Annotated in this window: 17 protein-coding genes and 1 riboswitch; of the genes, 5 read left to right on the forward strand and 12 right to left on the reverse strand. The window is 63.0% G+C overall.

Going from position 1 to position 19,399, the window contains the following annotated elements:
- Positions 1-40: 40 nt before the first annotated feature.
- Both V2B23_RS03515 and V2B23_RS03520 read right to left on the reverse strand, forming a co-directional pair.
- Entirely contained in the window at positions 41-1,456 is a 1,416-nt protein-coding gene (locus V2B23_RS03515; protein ID WP_430949179.1) for an aldehyde dehydrogenase family protein, read from the reverse strand.
- Between the two features lie 223 nt (positions 1,457-1,679).
- Positions 1,680-2,105 carry a PPOX class F420-dependent oxidoreductase gene (locus V2B23_RS03520; RefSeq protein ID WP_430949037.1) on the reverse strand — a complete coding sequence of 142 codons (426 nt, stop codon included), beginning with the start codon at positions 2,103-2,105 and terminating at the stop codon, positions 1,680-1,682.
- Positions 2,106-2,253: 148 nt separating this feature from the next.
- On the opposite strand from V2B23_RS03520, the gene V2B23_RS03525 reads away from it, so the two are divergent.
- A complete protein-coding gene (locus tag V2B23_RS03525) occupies positions 2,254-3,888 on the forward strand; it encodes a GMC oxidoreductase (RefSeq protein ID WP_430949038.1) in 1,635 nt (544 codons plus the stop codon).
- Between the two features lie 6 nt (positions 3,889-3,894).
- Here V2B23_RS03525 and V2B23_RS03530 read toward each other — a convergent pair whose 3' ends face one another.
- Together V2B23_RS03530 and cobN are read right to left on the reverse strand one after the other, a co-directional pair.
- On the reverse strand, positions 3,895-4,695 hold the full coding sequence (locus V2B23_RS03530; RefSeq protein ID WP_430949039.1) for a hypothetical protein: 801 nt from the start codon (positions 4,693-4,695) through the stop codon (positions 3,895-3,897).
- 39 nt (positions 4,696-4,734) lie between these two features.
- Entirely contained in the window at positions 4,735-8,355 is a 3,621-nt protein-coding gene (gene cobN, locus V2B23_RS03535; RefSeq protein ID WP_430949040.1) for a cobaltochelatase subunit CobN, read from the reverse strand.
- 3 nt (positions 8,356-8,358) lie between these two features.
- Positions 8,359-8,529: riboswitch (adenosylcobalamin (AdoCbl) riboswitch) on the reverse strand.
- Between the two features lie 47 nt (positions 8,530-8,576).
- On the opposite strand from cobN, the gene cobG reads away from it, so the two are divergent.
- The 3 genes from cobG to cobJ are packed head-to-tail and all read left to right on the forward strand — an operon-like array spanning position 8,577 to position 11,846.
- Positions 8,577-9,719: a precorrin-3B synthase gene (cobG, locus tag V2B23_RS03540; RefSeq protein WP_430949041.1), complete on the forward strand. Its 1,143-nt coding sequence runs from the start codon at positions 8,577-8,579 to the stop codon at positions 9,717-9,719.
- 19 nt (positions 9,720-9,738) lie between these two features.
- Positions 9,739-10,365 carry a precorrin-8X methylmutase gene (locus V2B23_RS03545; protein ID WP_430949042.1) on the forward strand — a complete coding sequence of 209 codons (627 nt, stop codon included), beginning with the start codon at positions 9,739-9,741 and terminating at the stop codon, positions 10,363-10,365.
- A complete protein-coding gene (cobJ, locus tag V2B23_RS03550) occupies positions 10,362-11,846 on the forward strand; it encodes a precorrin-3B C(17)-methyltransferase (RefSeq protein ID WP_430949043.1) in 1,485 nt (494 codons plus the stop codon). Before V2B23_RS03545 ends, cobJ begins: the two co-directional genes overlap by 4 nt.
- 24 nt (positions 11,847-11,870) lie before the next feature.
- On the opposite strand, the gene V2B23_RS03555 is transcribed toward cobJ, so the two are convergent.
- From V2B23_RS03555 to V2B23_RS03585, 7 genes are all read right to left on the reverse strand, one after another.
- Positions 11,871-12,368, reverse strand: coding sequence for a DUF1990 domain-containing protein (locus V2B23_RS03555; protein WP_430949044.1), 498 nt, complete (start codon positions 12,366-12,368; stop codon positions 11,871-11,873).
- 18 nt (positions 12,369-12,386) lie between these two features.
- Positions 12,387-13,028, reverse strand: coding sequence for a ScbR family autoregulator-binding transcription factor (locus V2B23_RS03560; RefSeq protein WP_430949045.1), 642 nt, complete (start codon positions 13,026-13,028; stop codon positions 12,387-12,389).
- Between the two features lie 155 nt (positions 13,029-13,183).
- Positions 13,184-14,086, reverse strand: coding sequence for a HAMP domain-containing protein (locus tag V2B23_RS03565; RefSeq protein WP_430949046.1), 903 nt, complete (start codon positions 14,084-14,086; stop codon positions 13,184-13,186).
- A gap of 163 nt (positions 14,087-14,249) precedes the next feature.
- Positions 14,250-15,005: a cobalt-precorrin-6A reductase gene (locus V2B23_RS03570; RefSeq protein WP_430949047.1), complete on the reverse strand. Its 756-nt coding sequence runs from the start codon at positions 15,003-15,005 to the stop codon at positions 14,250-14,252.
- 2 nt (positions 15,006-15,007) lie between these two features.
- The gene (cobM, locus tag V2B23_RS03575; RefSeq protein WP_430949048.1) at positions 15,008-15,757 is read right to left on the reverse strand and encodes a precorrin-4 C(11)-methyltransferase; all 750 of its coding nucleotides are present in this window, start codon (positions 15,755-15,757) and stop codon (positions 15,008-15,010) included.
- Positions 15,754-17,031 carry a precorrin-6y C5,15-methyltransferase (decarboxylating) subunit CbiE gene (cbiE, locus tag V2B23_RS03580; RefSeq protein ID WP_430949049.1) on the reverse strand — a complete coding sequence of 426 codons (1,278 nt, stop codon included), beginning with the start codon at positions 17,029-17,031 and terminating at the stop codon, positions 15,754-15,756. The genes cobM and cbiE overlap by 4 nt, the downstream gene beginning before the upstream one ends.
- Positions 17,028-17,789, reverse strand: coding sequence for an SDR family NAD(P)-dependent oxidoreductase (locus tag V2B23_RS03585; RefSeq protein ID WP_430949050.1), 762 nt, complete (start codon positions 17,787-17,789; stop codon positions 17,028-17,030). Before V2B23_RS03585 ends, cbiE begins: the two co-directional genes overlap by 4 nt.
- A gap of 30 nt (positions 17,790-17,819) precedes the next feature.
- On the opposite strand from V2B23_RS03585, the gene V2B23_RS03590 reads away from it, so the two are divergent.
- Positions 17,820-18,251, forward strand: coding sequence for a PPOX class F420-dependent oxidoreductase (locus V2B23_RS03590; RefSeq protein ID WP_430949051.1), 432 nt, complete (start codon positions 17,820-17,822; stop codon positions 18,249-18,251).
- Here V2B23_RS03590 and V2B23_RS03595 read toward each other — a convergent pair.
- Positions 18,248-19,381, reverse strand: coding sequence for a M24 family metallopeptidase (locus tag V2B23_RS03595; RefSeq protein WP_430949052.1), 1,134 nt, complete (start codon positions 19,379-19,381; stop codon positions 18,248-18,250). The genes V2B23_RS03590 and V2B23_RS03595 overlap by 4 nt on opposite strands.
- Between the last annotated feature and the right edge of the window lie 18 nt (positions 19,382-19,399).

The following is a 19,399-nucleotide window of genomic DNA, read 5'->3' on the forward strand; positions in this document are numbered from 1 at the left end:
TCTCCTACCGGAATCGAAATCGATTGCCGAAGTCGAGGATTCAGAACAGGCGACGCATCATCTTCACGGAACGCGCGGTGTACGGGGGGTAGACGAACTTCAGATCCGGCCTGAATGGCTTGACCAGCACAGACTTACGATGACTGAAGGCTTCAAAGCCCCACTTTCCGTGGTAGGCACCCATCCCGCTATCCCCGACGCCACCGAACGGCAATTGCGGCACCATCGCGTGCACGGTCACATGATTCACCACTGCCCCACCGGAACTGATTCTGTTCACCAGCTTTGTCGCCACGGTTCGTGAACTCGTGAAGTAATACGCAGCAAGCGGTTTGGGCCGCGTGTTGACGAACGTGATCGCCTCGTCGATCGAGTCCACAGCGAGCACAGGAAGAATCGGTCCGAAGATCTCTTCCCGCATCACGGCGTCGTCAGGATCGGGGTCGGTGATCACCGTCGGTTCTATCGTGAGGGCATCACGATCCGATCCACCGCCGAGCACGATCCGCCCAGAAGTGTCGGCAAGGCTTGCGGCGAGCCTGTCGAACTGACGCTCGTTGACAATCTGCAGTCCCCGACCTTGCTGATCGGCCCGAAACTGCGTGAAAGTGTCAATGATGCGACGCACCAGCTCTTCGTGGATCGACCGTTCCGCGAGCACGTAGTCAGGCGCAAGGCATGTCTGTCCCGAGTTGAACAACTTCGCCCACGCAACGCGTCTCGCCACGACATCCAACTCGGCGTCGGCAGCGACGATGACTGGACTCTTGCCGCCAAGTTCGAGCAGTACCGGCGTCAAATGTGGCGCCGCTCCTGCCATGATCTTGCGCCCGATCTCGGTACCGCCCGTGAACAACACCTTGTCAGGACCTTGGGACAGCACTTCCTGCGTCACGTGTGCATCGCCTTCGACAACCACAACGGACTCCGGATCGACGTACCGCGGCAGCCAGTGAGCCAGCAGTGCGGACGTCGCAGGGGCCACCTCTGACGGTTTGACGATGACTACGTTGCCCGCGGCAAGTGCTGCGACAAGTGGGGTGAGTGTGACGTAGACGGGATAGTTCCAGGCTCCGATCACCAGCACGACACCGAGCGGCTCGGGCTGCACCCAGCCGATTGCCGGCAGTTGGTTCAGCGGGAGCGGTTGTGGTCGCCGACGCATCCACCAGCGCAGACGTTTTCGCGCGTAGCTCGCCTCTGCCTTGACAAGTGCAATGTCAGCGAGCCACGCCTCCATCTCGCTGCGTCCAAGATCTGCCGCAAGTGCCGCCGCTATCTCTGGCTCGCGTTCGTCGAGAAATTTTTCGATTCCCTCGATCTGGCCTTTGCGCCAGTCTGCTTTTCGGGTCCGGCCACCGGCATACACTTTGCGAAGCTGAGCCACGATGAGGGTGACGTCAGATTCTGCGGACGAACTCTTGGAATGTGATTGATTGGTGAGTGTCATGTGCAACTCCGTCAGATCGAAGATCTGGACATGTCGATGCGGAGAGCACCTGTTGTGATGGTGCGTCGCGCACACCGACATGTCCAGCGTATCGACCCGAGCGATGCCGTGCGATGACTAGGAATGGATCACCACATTCGCTAGACTGCTGCACCTTTGCCGTCATCTCGATTGGTTATTTAGTCCAATCACCTTGCCCGAAACCACGATTCAACAAACTATCGTCCATTTATGTTTCGGAAATCGCAATTCCGACGGTTCCGGTCTTGCCGCGACGAAGGAGACTGCCCTTCATCGTGAGCCAACCGATGATTCCGTAGCGACGAGCAATCGCATCACGGGCGTGATCGGTTCCGGGGCCGTCGAGGATTTCCGCCTTCGCGGCCACCGGTTCGCCTTTGGGATTTCCGCGAGCATCGCACACTGCGACGGTCACTGACGGGTTCCGCCTGATCCGCTTCACCTTGTAGGAATCGGTCACCGTCCACATCAGCAACCGCTCGCCGTCGAGGGCAGCCCACAGCGGCGTTGCGACGGGTGTGCCGTCTTTGCGGAATGTGGTGAGCAGGACGTACTTGGATTCTGTCACTCGCTTGAAGTCTGGGGTCACCTGTCGAGGATAGGTGCGAATCGCGGTAATCACGCGACCTGACATTTCAGACACCATTCCGCGATCTACCCTATTGTCCGAGTTGTCCCACTTTAGTGGCTAATATCAGGACAAGGTTCACTCTCAAATTCTCACTCGAGCTATTCTGTCGTTACCTAGGTCTGTCAAGGTATCGGGAGTTGAGCTTTTCATCATGCAACGTCGAAGTTTCTTTAAGGCGGCCGGCGTTGGCGCAGCGGTTGCCGCGACAGCATCACTGACAAATACGGCTGTAAGCCAGGCGACGCCGCGGCACACTCTCCCGATGGGCGTGGACCACTACCGCAACCTCGTTCCCGAACTGTTTGCTCCCTCACCGGTCCCCCTGCAACATTCGGAAGCCATCGTTATCGGCTCCGGATTCGGTGCCAGTGCCACCGCGCTTCGACTCGCACAGAGCGGAACTCAGGTCACGGTATTGGAACGGGGACTTCGATGGCCTCATGATCCGTATCGCGAAATCCACACCTCGGACCTGCTCGCCGACGGCCGAGGCGTGTTTCGCCGCACATCGTTCACCAACCTCACCGGGATTCCGGTTGCGTGCGATTACTTCAGTGGAGTTCTCGACGCCACCGACTACGAAAACATGTCGGTGTGGCGCGGCGCCGCAGTCGGCGGCGGTTCCGTCATCTTCACCGGCGTGATGATCGCACCCGAGCGCAGATTCTTCGACGCAGTGTTCGGCAACTCACTGAACTACGACGAGATGTCTGCTACCTGGTACCCCAAGGTCCGCCAGATGTTGCGCCTGAGCCCACTGCCCGAAGATCTCTACCAAACGGCGAACTTCGGGCATTCGCGTCGGTGGGATCAGGATGCCCGCCGAGCCGGCTTCGACCCGCATCGCATCGACGGCATCTGGAACTGGGACGTCGTTCGTTCCGAACTGAAGGGCGGCTCACGCCCGTCCGCAACCGTCGGCGACACCAACATGGGCAATTCCAACGGCGCAAAATTCGATCTCACCCAGAATTACATTCCCGCCGCTGAAGCCACGGGCAAGACCACGGTGTGCTTCGGGCATCAAGTGTTGAGCATCGGCCGCGAGAAGGACGGACGATACGTCGTCGATGTCGAAACAAGCGATCCCACCGGCGCAGTGTTGAACAGGCGCACCATCACGTGTGATCGTCTCTTCCTCGGCGCTGGGTCGATCGGAACGTCCGAACTGCTTGTCCGCGCTCAGGCGACAGGCGCGCTGCCGAACCTCAACGAGCACATCGGTAAAGGGTGGGGCACCAACGGCGACGGCGCGATGGTGCGATCCTTCGGGTTCAGCGACGGCTCAGCGCAGGCAGCACCTTCCGCGTCGCGCATCGTTGATGAAACGGGACTGCCTCTGTCCCTCGAAAACTGGCATGCAGCAGGAGTTCCGGTGAACATCGGCATGCTTGCCAGCCTGGGGATGACCCTCGATCCGCAACGCGCCGATTTCAGCTTCGACGCCCACACAAACCGTGTAGTTCTCAACTGGCCGAAAAACGGCAGTGCGGCCACGATCGAGGCCTTGCGTGCTGTGCAGAACACAATGGCCTTTGCAGGTTCGACGCTGCCGTCGGCATTGCCGTTTGCGCAGGACGTCAACTGCTCGTTCACCGCGCATCCTCTCGGCGGCGCAGTCTTGGGCAAAGCCACCGACGGTTACGGCCGGGTCAAGGGGTACGACGGTCTGTACGTTATGGATGGAGCGGCGATCCCGGGTAGTACCGGCACGGTCAATCCGTCGTTGACAATCACGGCGTTGGCCGAACGCAACATCGCGCAGATCATCAACTCGAAGCGCTGAGAAAATCTAAGTGCTGAAGGGATGGTCCCTGACCCCGATCAGCACACGGCAATCGGGTGAGACCAGCCAGAAATTGTTGTCGGCCTGGATTTCGAACAGCCCCTCACCGAGTTGGACGAGAGTCCGCGGATCCCATTGTGCGAGTGCCCGCCGAAGTGTGGTGTCGACGTCGGCAGTCAGCGCATGGATTCGGGCGTAGGCCTGACGGACCCGCACCGTCAGATGCACCGAAGACGGTTCGAAGGTGTCGGCAAAGTCCTCCGCCAACACCGGTGGACCCATTTCCGGGCGTGGCACTCCCGAACCGCCATGATTACGACCCGAGAAACGAGACTTGACCCCGCTCTTGACCTGTTCCCACGTCCGCTCGCGATGGATCGTCGAATACCCCGTAATCGTGCCTCGATCGGGCGAGAGCACGACGTCGAAACCGTTACGCGAGAGCCGCAGGTAACCGCCACTCGACGGCCTACGGGCAGACTTCAGCAGGAAATCCTCGAGCATGTTGCGCAGTTGGAACTCCGCTGCCCGCTCGTCTCCGCCGTGGTGGTAGCGAAAGCTGTCCGTGGCGCGAACCGTAACCCGCACGTCGTGGACATCCTCGACCGCGATGTCGCCGACCGGCAGATCGCGCGACATCCGGATGTGTTTGGCCGTGCCGTGCGGAACACCGACCGATTCCGGGGCGCCCGACTGCTCGGCCCGCAGGAACCCGTCGCACCCGTCCGCCCGGCACCAACCGTCGACGTACTCGGTCTGGTTGGTGCAGCGGACGCCGTCCCGTCGGAAACGTGTGCAAACTGACATTCCGCCATTATGGGTCGGAGGACCGACAAACGTGGGTAACTACTCCCCTTCGAGCTCGCCTTCGGTTTCGAGATACACCTGACGCAACCCGTCGAGCGTCTTCGGCTCCGGGTGCTCCCACATCTTGCGCTCAGCAGCTTCGAGAAGTCGTTCGGCGATACCGTGCAATGCCCACGGATTGGACTGCGTCATGAACTTCTGATTCTGCTCGTCCAGGACGTAGGTTTCGGCCAGCTTCTCATACATCCAGTCCGCGACCACGTTGGTGGTGGCGTCGTACCCGAAGAGGTAATCGACCGTGGCCGCCATCTCGAATGCACCCTTGTACCCATGACGGCGCATCGCGTCGAGCCAGCGGGGATTGACCACGCGCGCCCGGAAGACACGTGCGGTCTCTTCCGAAAGTGTCCGTGTGCGAACCGATTCCGGCCGGGTGCTGTCGCCGATGTATGCCTCGGGAGACTTCCCGGTCAGCGCGCGCACGGTTGCGACCATGCCGCCGTGGTACTGGAAGTAGTCGTCGGAATCCGCGATGTCGTGTTCACGTGTGTCAGTGTTCTTGGCCGCCACGTTGATTCGACGGTACGCGCTGCGCATGTCGTCGGCGGCGGGGATTCCGTCGAGGCCGCGGCCGTACGCAAAGCCGCCCCACGTGGTGTACACATCGGCGAGGTCGTCGTCGCCGCGCCAGGTCTTGGAGTCGATGAGTTGCAGCAGACCAGCCCCGTAGGTTCCGGGCTTGGAGCCGAAAATACGCGTGGTTGCACGCCGGGCGTCTCCGTGCTCGGCAAGATCTGCCTGTGCGTGGGCGCGAATGTAGTTCTGCTCGTCGGTCTCGTCCAACGCCGCGACCAACTGCACGGCGTCGTCGAGCAGCGCCAGGACGTGCGGGAACGCGTCGCGGAAGAAGCCGGAAATGCGGACTGTGACATCGATGCGCGGGCGTCCCAGTTCTTCGAGATCGATGACCTCGAGGTTGACGACGCGTCGACTGGCTTCGTCCCAGACGGGGCGAACACCGAGGAGCGCAAACACTTCGGCGATGTCGTCGCCGGATGTACGCATGGCGGCGGTACCCCACACGGACAGACCCACCGAACGTGGGTACTCCCCGTGATCGGCGAGGTAGCGGGCGGCAAGAGACTCCGCCATGGCCTGGCCGGTCTCCCACGCCAGACGCGACGGAACCGCCTTGGGATCGACCGAGTAGAAATTGCGGCCAGTGGGGAGCACGTTGATCAATCCGCGCAGCGGCGATCCACTCGGGCCGGCCGCGATGAAGCCGCCGTCGAGTGCGTGCAGCACCTGCTTGATCTCGCCGGAGGTTTGACGCAGACGCGGTACTACCTCGGTGGCTGCGAACTGCAGAATCTTGATGACGGTCGGATCGTCGCTGAGTCCCTGCGCCGCAGCGGGATTCCACTCGGCGTCGGACATGGCGCGGATGAGCGCGTGCGCCTTTTCTTCGATGTCGTCGACGCGGTTACGTGATTCGTCGCCGTCCTCGCTCAGGCCGAGTGCCTCACGAAGACCGGGAACGCTCTGCTCGCCGCCCCACATCTGTCGCGCCCGCAGCATCGCGAGTACCAGTTCGATTTCGGCGTCACCCTCGGGTGCGCGGCCGAGGATGTGCAAACCGTCGCGGATCTGGACGTCCTTGATCTCGCACAGCCAGCCGTCGACGTGCAGGAGCATGTCGTCGAACACGTCTTCTTCCGGACGTTCGGCAAGTCCGAGGTCGTGGTCCATCTTGGCTGCACGCATCAGGGTCCAGATCTGCTGGCGGATGGCCGGCAGCTTGGACGGATCGAGCGCGGAGATGTTGGAGTGCTCGTCGAGTAGTTGTTCGAGCCGGGAAATGTCGCCGTAGCTTTCGGCGCGGGCCATCGGCGGGATCAGGTGATCGACCAGCGTCGCGTGCGCCCGGCGCTTTGCCTGGGTTCCCTCCCCCGGGTCGTTCACGAGGAACGGGTAGATCAGGGGCAGGTCACCGAGCGCGGCGTCGGTACCGCAGCTGCTGGACATGCCGAGCGTCTTGCCCGGCAGCCATTCGAGGTTGCCGTGCTTGCCCAGGTGAACAACCGCGTCGGCACCAAATCCGCCGTTGTCCGGGGTCGCAGCGATCCAACGGTACGCGGCAAGGTAGTGGTGACTCGGCGGCAGATCGGGATCGTGGTAGATCGCGACGGGCTTCTCACCAAAGCCCCGAGGCGGCTGAACCATGAGCACGATGTTGTTGAATCGCAGTGCGGCGATGACGATTTCGCCGTCCGGGTCCTGCGACCGGTCGACGTACAGCTCGCCGGGCGCTTCACCCCAGTGCTCTTCGACGCCGCTACGCAGATCTTCAGGCAGGGTGGCGAACCACTCGCGGTACTGCGCTGCCGAAATGCGGATCGGGTTGCCCTCGAGCTGCTCGGCCGTGAGCCAATCGGGATCCTGCCCGCCGGCCGCGATCAACGCATGAATCAGAGCGTCGCCATCCTTGGCGGCCAAGCCGGGAACAGAGTCGGGACCGTCGACGGGTCCGAGGTCGTAACCGGTGCTGCGCATTTCGGTCAGCAGGTCGATCGCGCTGGCTGGTGTGTCGAGTCCAACGGCATTGCCGATGCGAGCGTGCTTCGTTGGGTATGCCGACAGCATCAATGCAACACGACGCTCCGGCGTCGGAATATGACGCAACTTGCCGTGGCGCACCGCGATTCCGGCCACGCGGGCTGCACGCTCCGGATCAGGCATGTACGTGGAGAGACCGTCGGAATCGATTTCCTTGAACGAGAACGGCACCGTGATGATGCGTCCGTCGAATTCGGGGACCGCAACCTGGGTTGCGACATCGAGCGGCGACAGTCCGTCGTCGTTGGCATCCCAGGTAGCGCGACTGCTGGTCAGGCACAGCCCCTGCAAGATCGGTACGTCCAGTGCGGCGAGTGCTGCCACGTCCCAGGCTTCGTCGTCGCCGCCCGCGGACGCGGTGGCCGGCTTCGTTCCGCCGGCTGCGAGAACCGTCACGACCATGGCGTCGGCGCGGCGGAGTGTGGTCAGCAATTCAGCTTCGGCGCTGCGCAACGAGGCGCAGTAGATCGGGAGCGCAGTGCCGCCGGCATCGGCAATCGCATCGCAGAGCGCCTGGACGTAGCGGGTATTCCCGGCGAGGTGCTGGGCGCGGTAATAGAGAACCGCGATGACGGGACCACTGTTGGCGGTGATGTCTGGGGCAAAATCAGCAATTCCCCACGACGGCAGCCGCGCCGGGGCCTCGAAGCCGTGACCGGTGAGCAGCACCGTGTCGGACAGGAAGTGGTGCAGCTGAGCGAGGTTGTCTGCGCCGCCTTCCGCCAGGTAGTTGTGCGCTTCAGCCGCAACGCCCGGGGAGACAGTCGAGCACTCCATGAGGTCGGCATCAGGTGCGTGTTCGCCGCCGAGCACCACGACGGGCAGGCCGCTGGCCAGGACCATGTTCAGGCCGTCTTCCCAGCTCCGACGGCTGCCGAGGATGCGCACGATCACAAGATCGGCGCCGTCGAGCAAGCCAGGTAGATCCTCGGAAACCAGCAGCCTGGACGGGTTTGCCCACCGATACGAAACGCCGTCGCCGTTGTCCTGGCTTGCGCGAGCGCTCAGCAGATCGGTGTCGGACGTCGAGAGCAGAAGAATCACAGGTGAAACCTTCCTGGGGTTTCGCGCCCCGTGAAAAAGATCTTTCATGGACAGCAGTTGAGGGTCTGACTCGTGTGTACAAACGGAAACAGTTCCGCTTGCACACACTCACAGTGGCGCGACCGCACCGGAATCTCACCGGTTTCCTCACCTGCTGTCACTGGTTGCCCGTGATGCTACCGGTCGCGGGTCCGCGCTCTGCACGGTCGTACCCTTGACCCATGTCCACAGACCGTTCGCAGCCAGATGCGTGCCCTGGAGCACTGCAAGTTCACCAGGCCGCAGCCGGCCCGTTGGCGCGCGTGCGCCTACCCGGCGGCGCGCTGGCTCCACACCAGTTGCAGACGCTTGCCGAGGCCGCCCGCGACGTGGGCAACGGGCAGATGGAACTCACCTCACGCGGAAATATTCAACTCCGCGCTGTCAAAGACCCCCACGTATTTGCCGAACGGATCGCGTCCGCCGGTTTGCTTCCCTCAGCGACGCACGAGCGGGTTCGCAACATTCTGGCGTCGCCGCTCTCCGGCCGAATCGGGGGTGTCGCCGATGTGCGTGAGCTGGTTCGCCATCTTGACGCGGCGGTGCAGTCGGACCCGGCGTTGGCGCAGTTACCAGGACGAACACTCTTCACACTCGACGACGGCCGCGGCGACATCAGTGGTCTGCACGGCGATTTCGGACTGCACGCCCACAGCGAATCCGAGCACTCCCTCGTGCTCGCGGGGCATCGCACCAACCACCTCGTCCATGTCGACGACGCTGTGCCGTTGCTCCTCGACACCGCGCACGCGTTCCTGAATCTTCGTGACAAGCACTGGCGACTGGCCGAAGTGCCCGACGGAATCGCTCGAACCATCGACCGCCTGGGACTTTCGGCCGAATTTGCTGGTGCCGTCGACCTTGCCCCAGACGCCGGGCCGGCCATCGGGTGGCTCGAACAACGCGACGGAACCGTCGCATTGGGCGGCGGGCTCCGCTTCGGACTCCTCGACGCACGGCTCGCCGAATTCCTCGCCGCCATCGAAAAACCCGTGGTCGTGACGCCGTGGCGCTCGATCATGATCTTCGATCTGGACGAAGGTGCAGCCGAGCAGGTGGTGCGAGTTCTCGCGCCGATGGGCTTGATCTTCGACGAGAATTCGCCGTGGCTCGACGTCACAGCCTGCACCGGAAGCCCCGGATGCGAGAAGTCGCTCGCCGATGTCCGAGCGGACGCCATCGAAGCCGTCGAGCAGGATTCACTACCGATCGAAGGCCGGCAGCACTGGGCGGGCTGTGACCGTTCCTGCGGGCGCCCCCGCGCGAAAGTAGCCGACGTGATTGCGACGACTGACGGTTACCGGGTGAATCAGACCGATCAGTGATACCTCTATCCTGTGCCCCATGATCGAGTACATCCGTGACGGCGCAGAAATTTATCGCCAGTCCTTTGCCACAATTCGGGCCGAAGCCGACCTGAGCCGTTTCCCGGCGGATGTCTCGCAAGCTGTTGTGCGGATGATCCATGCCAGCGGTCAGGTCGACCTGGTCGACGACATCGCGTTCACACCGAACGTCGTCACCGTCGCCCGAGCTGCCCTGCGTGCGGGTGCGCCGATCTTCTGTGACGCGAACATGGTCGCCGCCGGAATTACCCGCAAGCGCCTGCCTGCCGACAACGAAGTGATCTGCACACTGCGCGACCCGCAGGTTCCGTTGCTGGCGAACACAATCGACAACACGCGCTCGGCGGCCGCTATCGAACTGTGGGGGCAGAAACTCGAAGGCGCCGTGGTCGCGATCGGCAATGCACCGACCGCTCTGTTCCATCTCCTCAACCTGATCGAGGCGGGCGGACCGCGGCCTGCTGCTATCGTCGGCGGACCCGTGGGATTCATCGGATCCGCCGAATCCAAAGAAGCGCTGATCGAACATCCCAGCGGCATAGAACATTTGATACTGAGAGGCCGACGCGGCGGCAGCGCCGTCACCGCGGCTGTCGTCAATGCGATTGCGAGCGAACAAGAATGAGCGAAGGCAAGTTGTGGGGAGTCGGCATCGGACCCGGCGATCCGGAGTTGGTGACCGTCAAAGCCGCCCGCGTGATCGGTGAGGCGGACGTCATCGCGTTCCATTCCGCGCGGCACGGAAAGAGCATTTCCCGCGGGGTTGCTGCTCCGTACATGCGCGACGGCCAGATCGAGGAACACCTCGTGTACCCCGTCACGACCGAAACCATCGACCATCCGGGTGGTTACCAGGGTGCGATGGACGAATTCTACGAAGTCGCAGCCGAAAGGTTGGCCGTCCACTTGGCAGCCGGACGCACTGTTGCGCTACTCGCTGCGGGCGACCCACTGTTCTACAGCTCGTACATGCACATGCACAAACGCCTGGCGGATCGTTTCGAGGCCGAGGTCATCCCCGGTGTCACCTCCGTCAGTGCCGCGTCGGCCGCACTCGGAAAACCCCTGGTAGAGGGTGACGAGATCCTCACCATCCTGCCCGGAACATTGCCGCAAGCCGAGCTCACGCGACGCTTGAAGGAAACAGACGCCGCAGCGATCCTCAAGTTGGGTCGCACTTTCCCGCCGGTTCTGCGTTCACTCGAGGACGCCGGCCGACTCGGCGAAGCGCACTACGTCGAGCGGGCCAGTACACCTCGCCAGCGCGTCGACGCTGCCGCCGACGTCGATCCAGACGGCGTTCCGTACTTCTCCATCGCCATAGTTCCCAGCCCGTCGAACAATGCCGCGCCGCGCGAAGACAGTGCGGGTGAAGTTGTTGTCGTCGGCCTCGGACCCGGCGACACCTCGTGGACCACACCTGAAGTGGCGCATGAACTTTCACTGGCCACCGATCTTGTGGGGTACGGCCCGTACGTCGACCGTGTGCCCACCCGCCCCGGGCAGCGTCGCCATTCCAGCGACAATCGCGTCGAAGCGGAGCGGGCAGCGATGGCCCTCGATCTGGCGAAGAACGGCGCCCGCGTGGCCGTCGTCTCGTCCGGCGATCCTGGTGTATTTGCCATGGCTGCAGCGGTTCTCGAGGTCGCGGCCGAAGATCAGTGGCGCGGCGTTCCCGTTCGCATCCTGCCCGGTATGACAGCGGCAAATGCCGTGGCCAGCCGCGTCGGAGCCCCGCTGGGTCACGATTACGCCGTGCTGTCCCTGTCGGATCGGCTCAAGCCTTGGGAAGTGGTTGCCCGTCGCATCTCCGCGGTCGCCGCGGCAGATATGGCTTTTGCCGTCTACAACCCGGCGTCGAAATCGCGAACCTGGCAGGTCCAGGCCATGAAGGATTTGGTACTCGAGCACCGCTCCCCCGAAACCCCGGTGATCATCGGCCGTGATGTGGCCGGCGCGGAGGAATCGGTGCGCATCGTCACGCTCGGCGATCTCGAACCGTCGGAGATCGACATGCGCACGTTGCTGATCGTCGGGTCGTCCATGACAAAGGTCGTCGATACCGGATCCGGCCGACAGGTGTTCACGCCGCGTCGCTACCCCTAGCGGTTCGTGAAGGATTTTGCTCGCTCAGCGAGCAGAATCCTTCACGGCACGGATGTAGCGTCTGGTCACCCACGCCTGCACCAAACGCCCGATCGGCGCACCCACCCTCACCCACCAGGTGCCGGGCTTGGAGAACGCCGTGATCTCGAGGCGAACCTGATTGCCGGACTCGTCGAAATGAACGATGAACGACTCTTCACCGCACTCGGGATGACCACAGCGCGTGCCGTACGCAAATCCGGCCCGGTTCGGCTCGTCGACCACATAAACGACGCGAACCGGAACCGATATCGGCCCGAAACCGAAACTTGCGTCTTCACCGGTACGCGCGGCGTCACCGGCAGCTTTCACCGTCAATCCAGCGCCGCGGTGCATCCCCCACGTCATGACCGTGCTGACCGCTGACTCGAAATCGGCGCGGGCAGCACCGACTACCGCCCTCTCGCGCACGTGATGATAGCCGGTGGGTAATACGCCACCTGTTGCCCCGATTTCGGCGTAGGTCAACGGTTCCTGGTCCACGTCAGCAGTGTGGCACAGCTACGCGGCAGCGGGTTCCCAGCGCGCCCTCACGAGTCTGTCGATGTCACCCACGACCGGCCCGGACACGATTCCCGGTAGGAGCAATTGCCACATCTCGTCAACTCGTTCGGTGAGATCGGTGCGCCGGGTGATCACGTTGGACACCAATTGAACTCCGGTGAATGCAGCCGGAATGAATCGACCGAGCGCGGCGACGTCCACCGACGGCTTGATCTGACCGCTGTCCTTCGCTTGCTGCATGAGTTCGGTACACGCATTGATCCAGTCTGCGTAGGGCTCGACCGGTCCCTCGAAGGTGCTCAGTTCCAAGGTCAATCGAATTCCGGCTCGGACGATGGGCTCCTCGACGATCTGGCGTGCCATCTCATGGGTGAGCATGACCACTTTTTCGAGCGGCGACGCCGACGTTGCGGATATCGACTCGACCGACTCGATGGACATGCGGTGCTGTTCTGCGATGACAAACTGTGCCAGTTCGTCTTTCGATGCAAAGTGGAAGTACAGAGCGCCCTTCGTGGTGCCGGCGCCCTCCACGATGTCACTCATGCTTGTGCTGCCGTACCCGGTCTTTTCGAATTGTGCTGCCGCGCCGGCGACGATCTGCTGCCGCGTCAGCTCGGCGCGTGCTTGCTTGACCACGAGAACTCCTCTCTCACTCGAGGGTCCCCCGCAAACCCTCTTTCGGTTTGCACCCCAATCGGGCTATACCCAGAATGATCTAAACTCCCCCAACTAACCAGCAGTGAATTGTCAGAAAATATTTCGCAAATACATAACTCCAGGTGAGAGGTGCATCATAGGTGAGATTCGATTCGTCCGGAGGCGCTTTCGTCGACCCGGGCACGGTCGACAAGCTCGCCGACCAGGGCGGTCAATTCCATCATCTGATGTGTAATCTCGTCTCGCAGTAGTGCTGTTTCGGCTTCCGACACAGTTCCGGACGCGCTGTCGATCGACATCAACAGTTCGATATTCGTTCGCAATGCCGTCAGGGGTGCCAGCAAATCCTGTCCGGCATCAGTGATCAATCTACGCTGACGTGCCCGTGATTCCGACAGGGTGCCCAGCATTCGGTTGAAACTGACAGTCAGCGAGGCCAACTCGTCGTCACCTGTGACCGGTATCGGTGTGAGATCGTCTGTTGCGGCAACGCGTTGTGTTGCCGCTGTCAACCGCGCAATGGGCCGTAATCCCGTGCGCGCCACAGCATCTCCTGCAGCATATGCCAACGCGATACCTGCGGCACCGAGCGCAGCCAGCACTACCGCGAGTCTTTTCAAGACGGAATTTGTCGGGCCCAGCGACTGCGCGACGATCAAAGTCTGACCCGCAACCGACGGCGTTACCAGCACCCGATACGAATCCATGGTCGCGATGGTGGACCCGGAAGCTTTGTGGGCCAGGGATTTGATTGCCTCACCGCTGGTACTGAATGGCGGCAGCCCAGGTGTTGCCGTCACCAACGCACCGTCGGTCGTCACCAGTCCGACGGCCTGAATCACGGCGGTATCGGCTCCGGCGGTCAGTCCCAAAACCGGTGTGACACCGCCGAAATTGACGGTGTCGGCAATTGCGTCGGCTGTTCGCTCCAACTGACGATCGACATTGCCTTGAAGGTAGGCGTTGAAAACGAAATACACCGAAGCGGCAGACGCGATCACAGCAATCGCCACCAAGCCTGCGGTGAGTACTTTCACCCGGGCGTGGAGAGTCCGGACACGAATTGTCGAACGCTTCCGACGCCCGAGTGCGGGGACGGACACCCTCATAGGCGCCCTCGGCGTGTTGGACCCGTTCCTGACATGGGTCCAGTATGTTCTGCGAACCTTAGACGAACCTGAAACGCGTGCCCCTGAAATCTCACACGACTGTCGATTCGAGCCACGCTACGGCGGCAGCCGGCGAATCGAAGCTGTCCACGCCCTCCGGTGCCGGCGGGCGCTCCACAACGACGACCGGCAAGCCCAGTTGCCGAGCGGCAATAATCTTGGCGTACGTCTGGTCTCCCCCGCTGCTCTTGGTCACGACAACGTCGATTCCGCGGCGGCGCATGAGTTCGCGCTCCGATTCGACGTCGAACGGCCCGCGCGCCAGGATCAGTTCGTGGGACGCTGGCATAGCGCCCGTCGGCGGATCAATGGACCGCACGAGAAAACTCACGCCGCCGACCTCGGCAAACGCGGACACTCCTTGCCTACCGATTGTCAGGAACGCCCGGGTGCCCAGCGTGGGTACCAATTCTGCGGCGTGGCTGAGATCGCGAACGGGAAACCATCGGTCCTGTGGGTGCTGCGCCCACGACGGCCGCCGGCAGAGAGCAAACGGAATCTCGCAGGTACGAGCCGCAAGATGCGCATTAGCCGTGATGCGGGACGCGAAGGGGTGCGTTGCGTCGAGCAGCGCACGAATATCGTTTTCCGATACCCACTCCGCGAGGCCTTCGGCGCCGCCGAAGCCGCCGACGCGAACCTCTCCCTCAGGCCAGCGCGGGTCGCGCACCCGGCCGGCGAGTGAGGTGACCACCTCGAGGTCCACTGAATCCGCGAGGCGGACGGCAATCTCGCGCCCCTCGCCGGTTCCTCCGAGCACAAGGACGCGGGTGCGGGCGCTCCGCACGGTCAGTGGGTGACCCGCTCGCGTGCGGCCGAGTACAGGTAGCTGTCCGGGAACCCCTCGGCCGTGAGCACACGCCCGACGATGACCACGGCAGTCTTGGTGATACCGGCCTCGTGCACCTGACGCACTATCGAACTCAGCGTTCCACGCACCACGATCTCGTCGGGGCGCGACGCAAATGCCACCACTGCGACCGGGCAGTCGATCCCGTAATTCTCGGCGAGCTCGTCGGCGATCTGCTCGATGCGGTGCGCGCCGAGGTGAATCACCATGGTCGAACCACTGCGTCCGAGAGACCGAAGATCCTCACCGTCGGGCATCGCCGTCGACAGCGTCGACACTCGGGTCAGCACGATGGTCTGCGATACACCTGGAACCGTCAATTCACGGCCCAACGCGGCTGCTGCCGCAGTAAACGCCGGAACACCTGGCACCATGTCGTATCGGACTCCGGCAGCGTCCAGTCGGCGCGCCTGCTCCGCTACGGCACTGAAGATCGACGGGTCACCGGAGTGCAACCGCGCTACGTCGTGGCCTGCCGAATCCGCTGCGACGAGTAGCGCGGTGATCTCGTCGAGGCTCAATCGCGCGGTATCGACCACTTGAGCGCCGGCCGGGCAGTGTTCGAGCAGTTCCGCGGGGACGAGGCTGCCCGCGTACAGGCACACCGGACTCGCCGCGATGATGCGCTGCGCTCGCACGGTGATCAAGTCTGCAGCACCGGGACCCGCACCGATGAAATGGATGGTCATTGAGCGTTTTCCTCCGCGTGATCGGCAACTGCACCGGCAGCTGCCTCTGTTTTCGTGACCGACCACTGCACTACGGGCAGTTGAGGTCGCCACACGTTGAATGTTCCCAAAGGCTCGGCCCGCTGAATCTGTAACCGCCGCAGCGTTCCGCCGAAACGGGTGAACCACTCCAACAGCAACGCTTCCGATTCCGCGGTGACGGCGTTGGCTACAAGCCTGCCGCCGGCCTCGAGGCGGTCCCAGCAGGCGTCGAGCATTCCCGGTTGTGTCACACCGCCGCCGATGAAGATGGCATCGGGTATGCGGGTCACCTCGGCAAACGATTCCGGCGCGCGCCCGAGGACATCGAGGCTCGGCACACCCAAGGCCCTCGCATTACCCTCGATTTGGGAAATCCTCGACGCCACCTGCTCGAATGACGTTGCGGTACAACGTGGGTGGGTGCGCATCCATTCGATCGCGATAGTGCCCGACCCGCCGCCGACATCCCACAAGTATTCGCCGGGAGCCGGGGCCAACGCGCAGAGCGTCAGCGCGCGGATCTCCTGCTTAGTCATCTGACCGTCACCGCTGTATGCCGCGTCGGGCAATCCGGGAACGCGCGTCAGGCGGTGAGGTGCGCCCGACACAACACATTGCACGGCAAGAACATTCAACGGATCGACATCTGCGGCGTCCACATCCCACTCGTCCGCCTGGGCAACGGTTCGTGATTCCTGTGCTCCACCCAATTGTCCGAGGACAGTGATCGTCGAGCGACCGAAACCGGCCGAGGTCAGTATTTCTGCCACCTCGCCGGGCGTGGCCCTGCCGTTGCTCAGAACCAGCAATCGCGCACCGGCGGTGACGGACGGCAAGATGGTGGTGGCGTCGCGGTTGACCAGGCTCACCAACTCCGCATCAGCCGACGCCCACCCCATACGAGCACTCGCCAGAGCAATCGACGACGGGTGCGAGATCACTCGAAGGTTGTCAGCACCCAGCACGCGCACGAGTGTGGCACCGATCCCGTGGAACATCGGATCGCCGCTGGCCAGCACGCAGATACGACGGCCCGCGTGAGCCTCGAACAGGCCAGGGAGCGCTGGGAGCATCGGCGTGGGCCACGTTATCCGATCGGCCGAATAGCCGTCTGCATGTGGGATCAGGTCCAGTTGACGCGAGGAACCCATCAGCACTTCAGTGCCGAGCACAGCGCGCTTCGCCGAGTCCGACAAGCCCTCCCAGCCGTCAGCGCCAAGACCGACGACAACAACGGGTTCGCGGGCGGTCATCGCGGCATCCGCCGCCAGATCGATTGTGGGAGAAGTCGCATCATGAAGAAAACCGGTTGGAGGATTCGCGGAACCCACACCCGTGTTGCGCCGGACTGCAATCCCCGAACCACCGCGTCGGCGACCTGCGACGGTGTGCTCGACATCGGCGCCGGCTTCATGCCCTCGGTCATCGTGCCGATCACAAATCCAGGCCGGACGAGTAGCAGTTGAACTCCACTGCCGTGCAACGCATCTCCGAGGCCGCTGGCAAAGCCGTCCAAGCCGGCCTTTGCAGAACCGTAGACGTAATTTGCGCGGCGCACCCGGACACCGGCCACGGACGAGAAGACAACGAGCTTGCCGTGCCCTTGACGTTTCATCACTTCCGCGAGGAGCGTCAGGATGCTGACCTGCGCCACGTAATCCGTATGAACGATTGCAACGGCATGAGCTGCATCGGTTTCCGCGCGCGCCTGATCACCCAGGATTCCGAACGCCAGCACCGCGACGTCGATCCGGCCGTGCGCGTGGGCAACCTGTTCGAGGAAGTCTGCATGAGTGTCGGTTGCGTCGGCATCGAATTCGACAGCCGACACGGCAAGGGCACCCGCATCGGTCAGCGTCGTGCGTTGCCGTTCGAGGTCGCTGCTGCGCCGCGCCGCCAGCACGATTTTTCGGCCGGGGGCCAACCGGACGGCAATCTCCAGACCGATTTCGCTTCGCCCTCCCAGCAGGAGAACCGTCTCGGCATCTTCAGTGTTCGCACCCGCAGTCACTGCACCAGTGTCCTCGATTACCGTCGTGGCATGACCATCACCCCCTCTGCACCCGCCGCGCTCTCCGACGACGGTCTGGCGTTCGTGCGCGAATACCATCTCGCCACCCTGACAACTCTGCGCCCGAACGGCACACCGCACGTCGTGGCCGTGGGATTCACGTGGGATCAGCACGCAGGTAAGGCACGCGTCATCACCAGCGGCGGATCACAAAAGGCTGTCAACGCCGCCCGGGGTGGCTACGCCGCCGTCAGCTCCGTCGACGGTGGACGCTGGCTCACCCTCGAAGGTCCGGCGCGCGTGCTCGACGACCCCGAATCCGTGGCCGACGCCGTCCAGCGCTACGCCGAGCGGTACCGCCAGCCACGGATCAATCCGGCGCGAGTGGTCATCGAAATCGACGTCACCCGCATTTTGGGAACGGCCGCATTCAAACCTGCGGCCGAAGAACTGACCGGCTAGAGGATCGTCAAACCGTGCGGACGGTTGTTGAACGACTCGCAACCGTCCGCGGTGACAACGACGATGTCCTCGATCCGGGCACCCCAGTTGCCCCGGAAGTAAATTCCCGGTTCGATACTGAACGCCATACCCTCGGCCAGTTCGATACTGTTGCCCTCCACGATGTACGGCTCTTCGTGAACCGACAATCCGATGCCGTGGCCTGTGCGGTGAACGAACACCTCGGCCAGCCCCTGTGCGGCGAGCACGTCGCGCGCAGCGGCATCCACGGATTCCGCCGACACACCGGGGCGAACTGAGTCCACAGCCGCCTGCTGCGCCGCTTCGAGCACGGCAAACTGGGCAGCAACCTCGATTGACGGCTTCCCCATGCTGTACGTGCGAGTCGAATCGGAGTTGTATCCGGGCTCCACCGGCCCGCCGATGTCGATCACGACAACATCGCCGCTCTCGATCACGCGATCGGACACCTCGTGATGCGGATCGGCGCCATGCGGACCCGACCCCACGATGACAAATGCCGCCTCGGTATGACCTTCCTCGAGAATCGCTGCTGAAATCGCCTCGCCGACTTCGGCTTCCGTCCGTCCCACAACCAGGAACTCGGCCATCCGTGCATGCACACGGTCGATGGCCTGCCCGGCGCGGCGGAGCGCGTCGACCTCCGCGGCGTCCTTGACCATGCGCAGCTCACGCAGCACGCCGGTAGCCAGAATCGGCAACGAACCCACAGCGTCGGCCAACGGAATCAGATGCAACGCCGGCATTGCATCCGTGACCGCGACCTTGGCGCCCGTCGGCAATTGCCCGGCGACAATGGCATACGGATCAACACCGTCCACCCAGTCCAGCACCTCGAGACCAAGATCGCCGACCGCGGATTCCTTCAAAGACGCCAGTTCCAGCCGAGGAAGCACGACCGATGCCCTGGCTCCGTCGGCAGCGATCACCAGGGCCGTCAACCGTTCGAAGGAATCCGCACGCGAGCCCGTCAGATAGCGCAAATCCGGCCCAGGCGTGACCACGAGACCGTCCAGACCGGCCGCGCTCGCCAACTCCGCGGCGCGGGCGATACGGGATCCGTAGACGGCAGAGGGGAATCGTGAACCATATTCGGCGGGAGAGGTCATGGCTTCCAGATTAGTGCC

The sequence above is a fragment of the Rhodococcus sp. 24CO genome, assembly GCF_050586165.1.
GTDB lineage: Bacteria > Actinomycetota > Actinomycetes > Mycobacteriales > Mycobacteriaceae > Rhodococcus_F.

Bases quoted from the DNA above. Each gene is read 5' to 3' on its own strand.
- V2B23_RS03520 (WP_430949037.1), bottom strand. From the start codon at position 2,105: ATGTCAGGTCGCGTGATTACCGCGATTCGCACCTATCCTCGACAGGTG.
- V2B23_RS03525 (WP_430949038.1), top strand. From the start codon at position 2,254: ATGCAACGTCGAAGTTTCTTTAAGGCGGCCGGCGTTGGCGCAGCGGTT.
- V2B23_RS03530 (WP_430949039.1), bottom strand. From the start codon at position 4,695: ATGTCAGTTTGCACACGTTTCCGACGGGACGGCGTCCGCTGCACCAAC.
- cobG (WP_430949041.1), top strand. From the start codon at position 8,577: ATGTCCACAGACCGTTCGCAGCCAGATGCGTGCCCTGGAGCACTGCAA.
- V2B23_RS03545 (WP_430949042.1), top strand. From the start codon at position 9,739: ATGATCGAGTACATCCGTGACGGCGCAGAAATTTATCGCCAGTCCTTT.
- cobJ (WP_430949043.1), top strand. From the start codon at position 10,362: ATGAGCGAAGGCAAGTTGTGGGGAGTCGGCATCGGACCCGGCGATCCG.
- cobM (WP_430949048.1), bottom strand. From the start codon at position 15,757: ATGACCATCCATTTCATCGGTGCGGGTCCCGGTGCTGCAGACTTGATC.
- cbiE (WP_430949049.1), bottom strand. From the start codon at position 17,031: ATGACCGCCCGCGAACCCGTTGTTGTCGTCGGTCTTGGCGCTGACGGC.
- V2B23_RS03590 (WP_430949051.1), top strand. From the start codon at position 17,820: ATGACCATCACCCCCTCTGCACCCGCCGCGCTCTCCGACGACGGTCTG.
- V2B23_RS03595 (WP_430949052.1), bottom strand. From the start codon at position 19,381: ATGACCTCTCCCGCCGAATATGGTTCACGATTCCCCTCTGCCGTCTAC.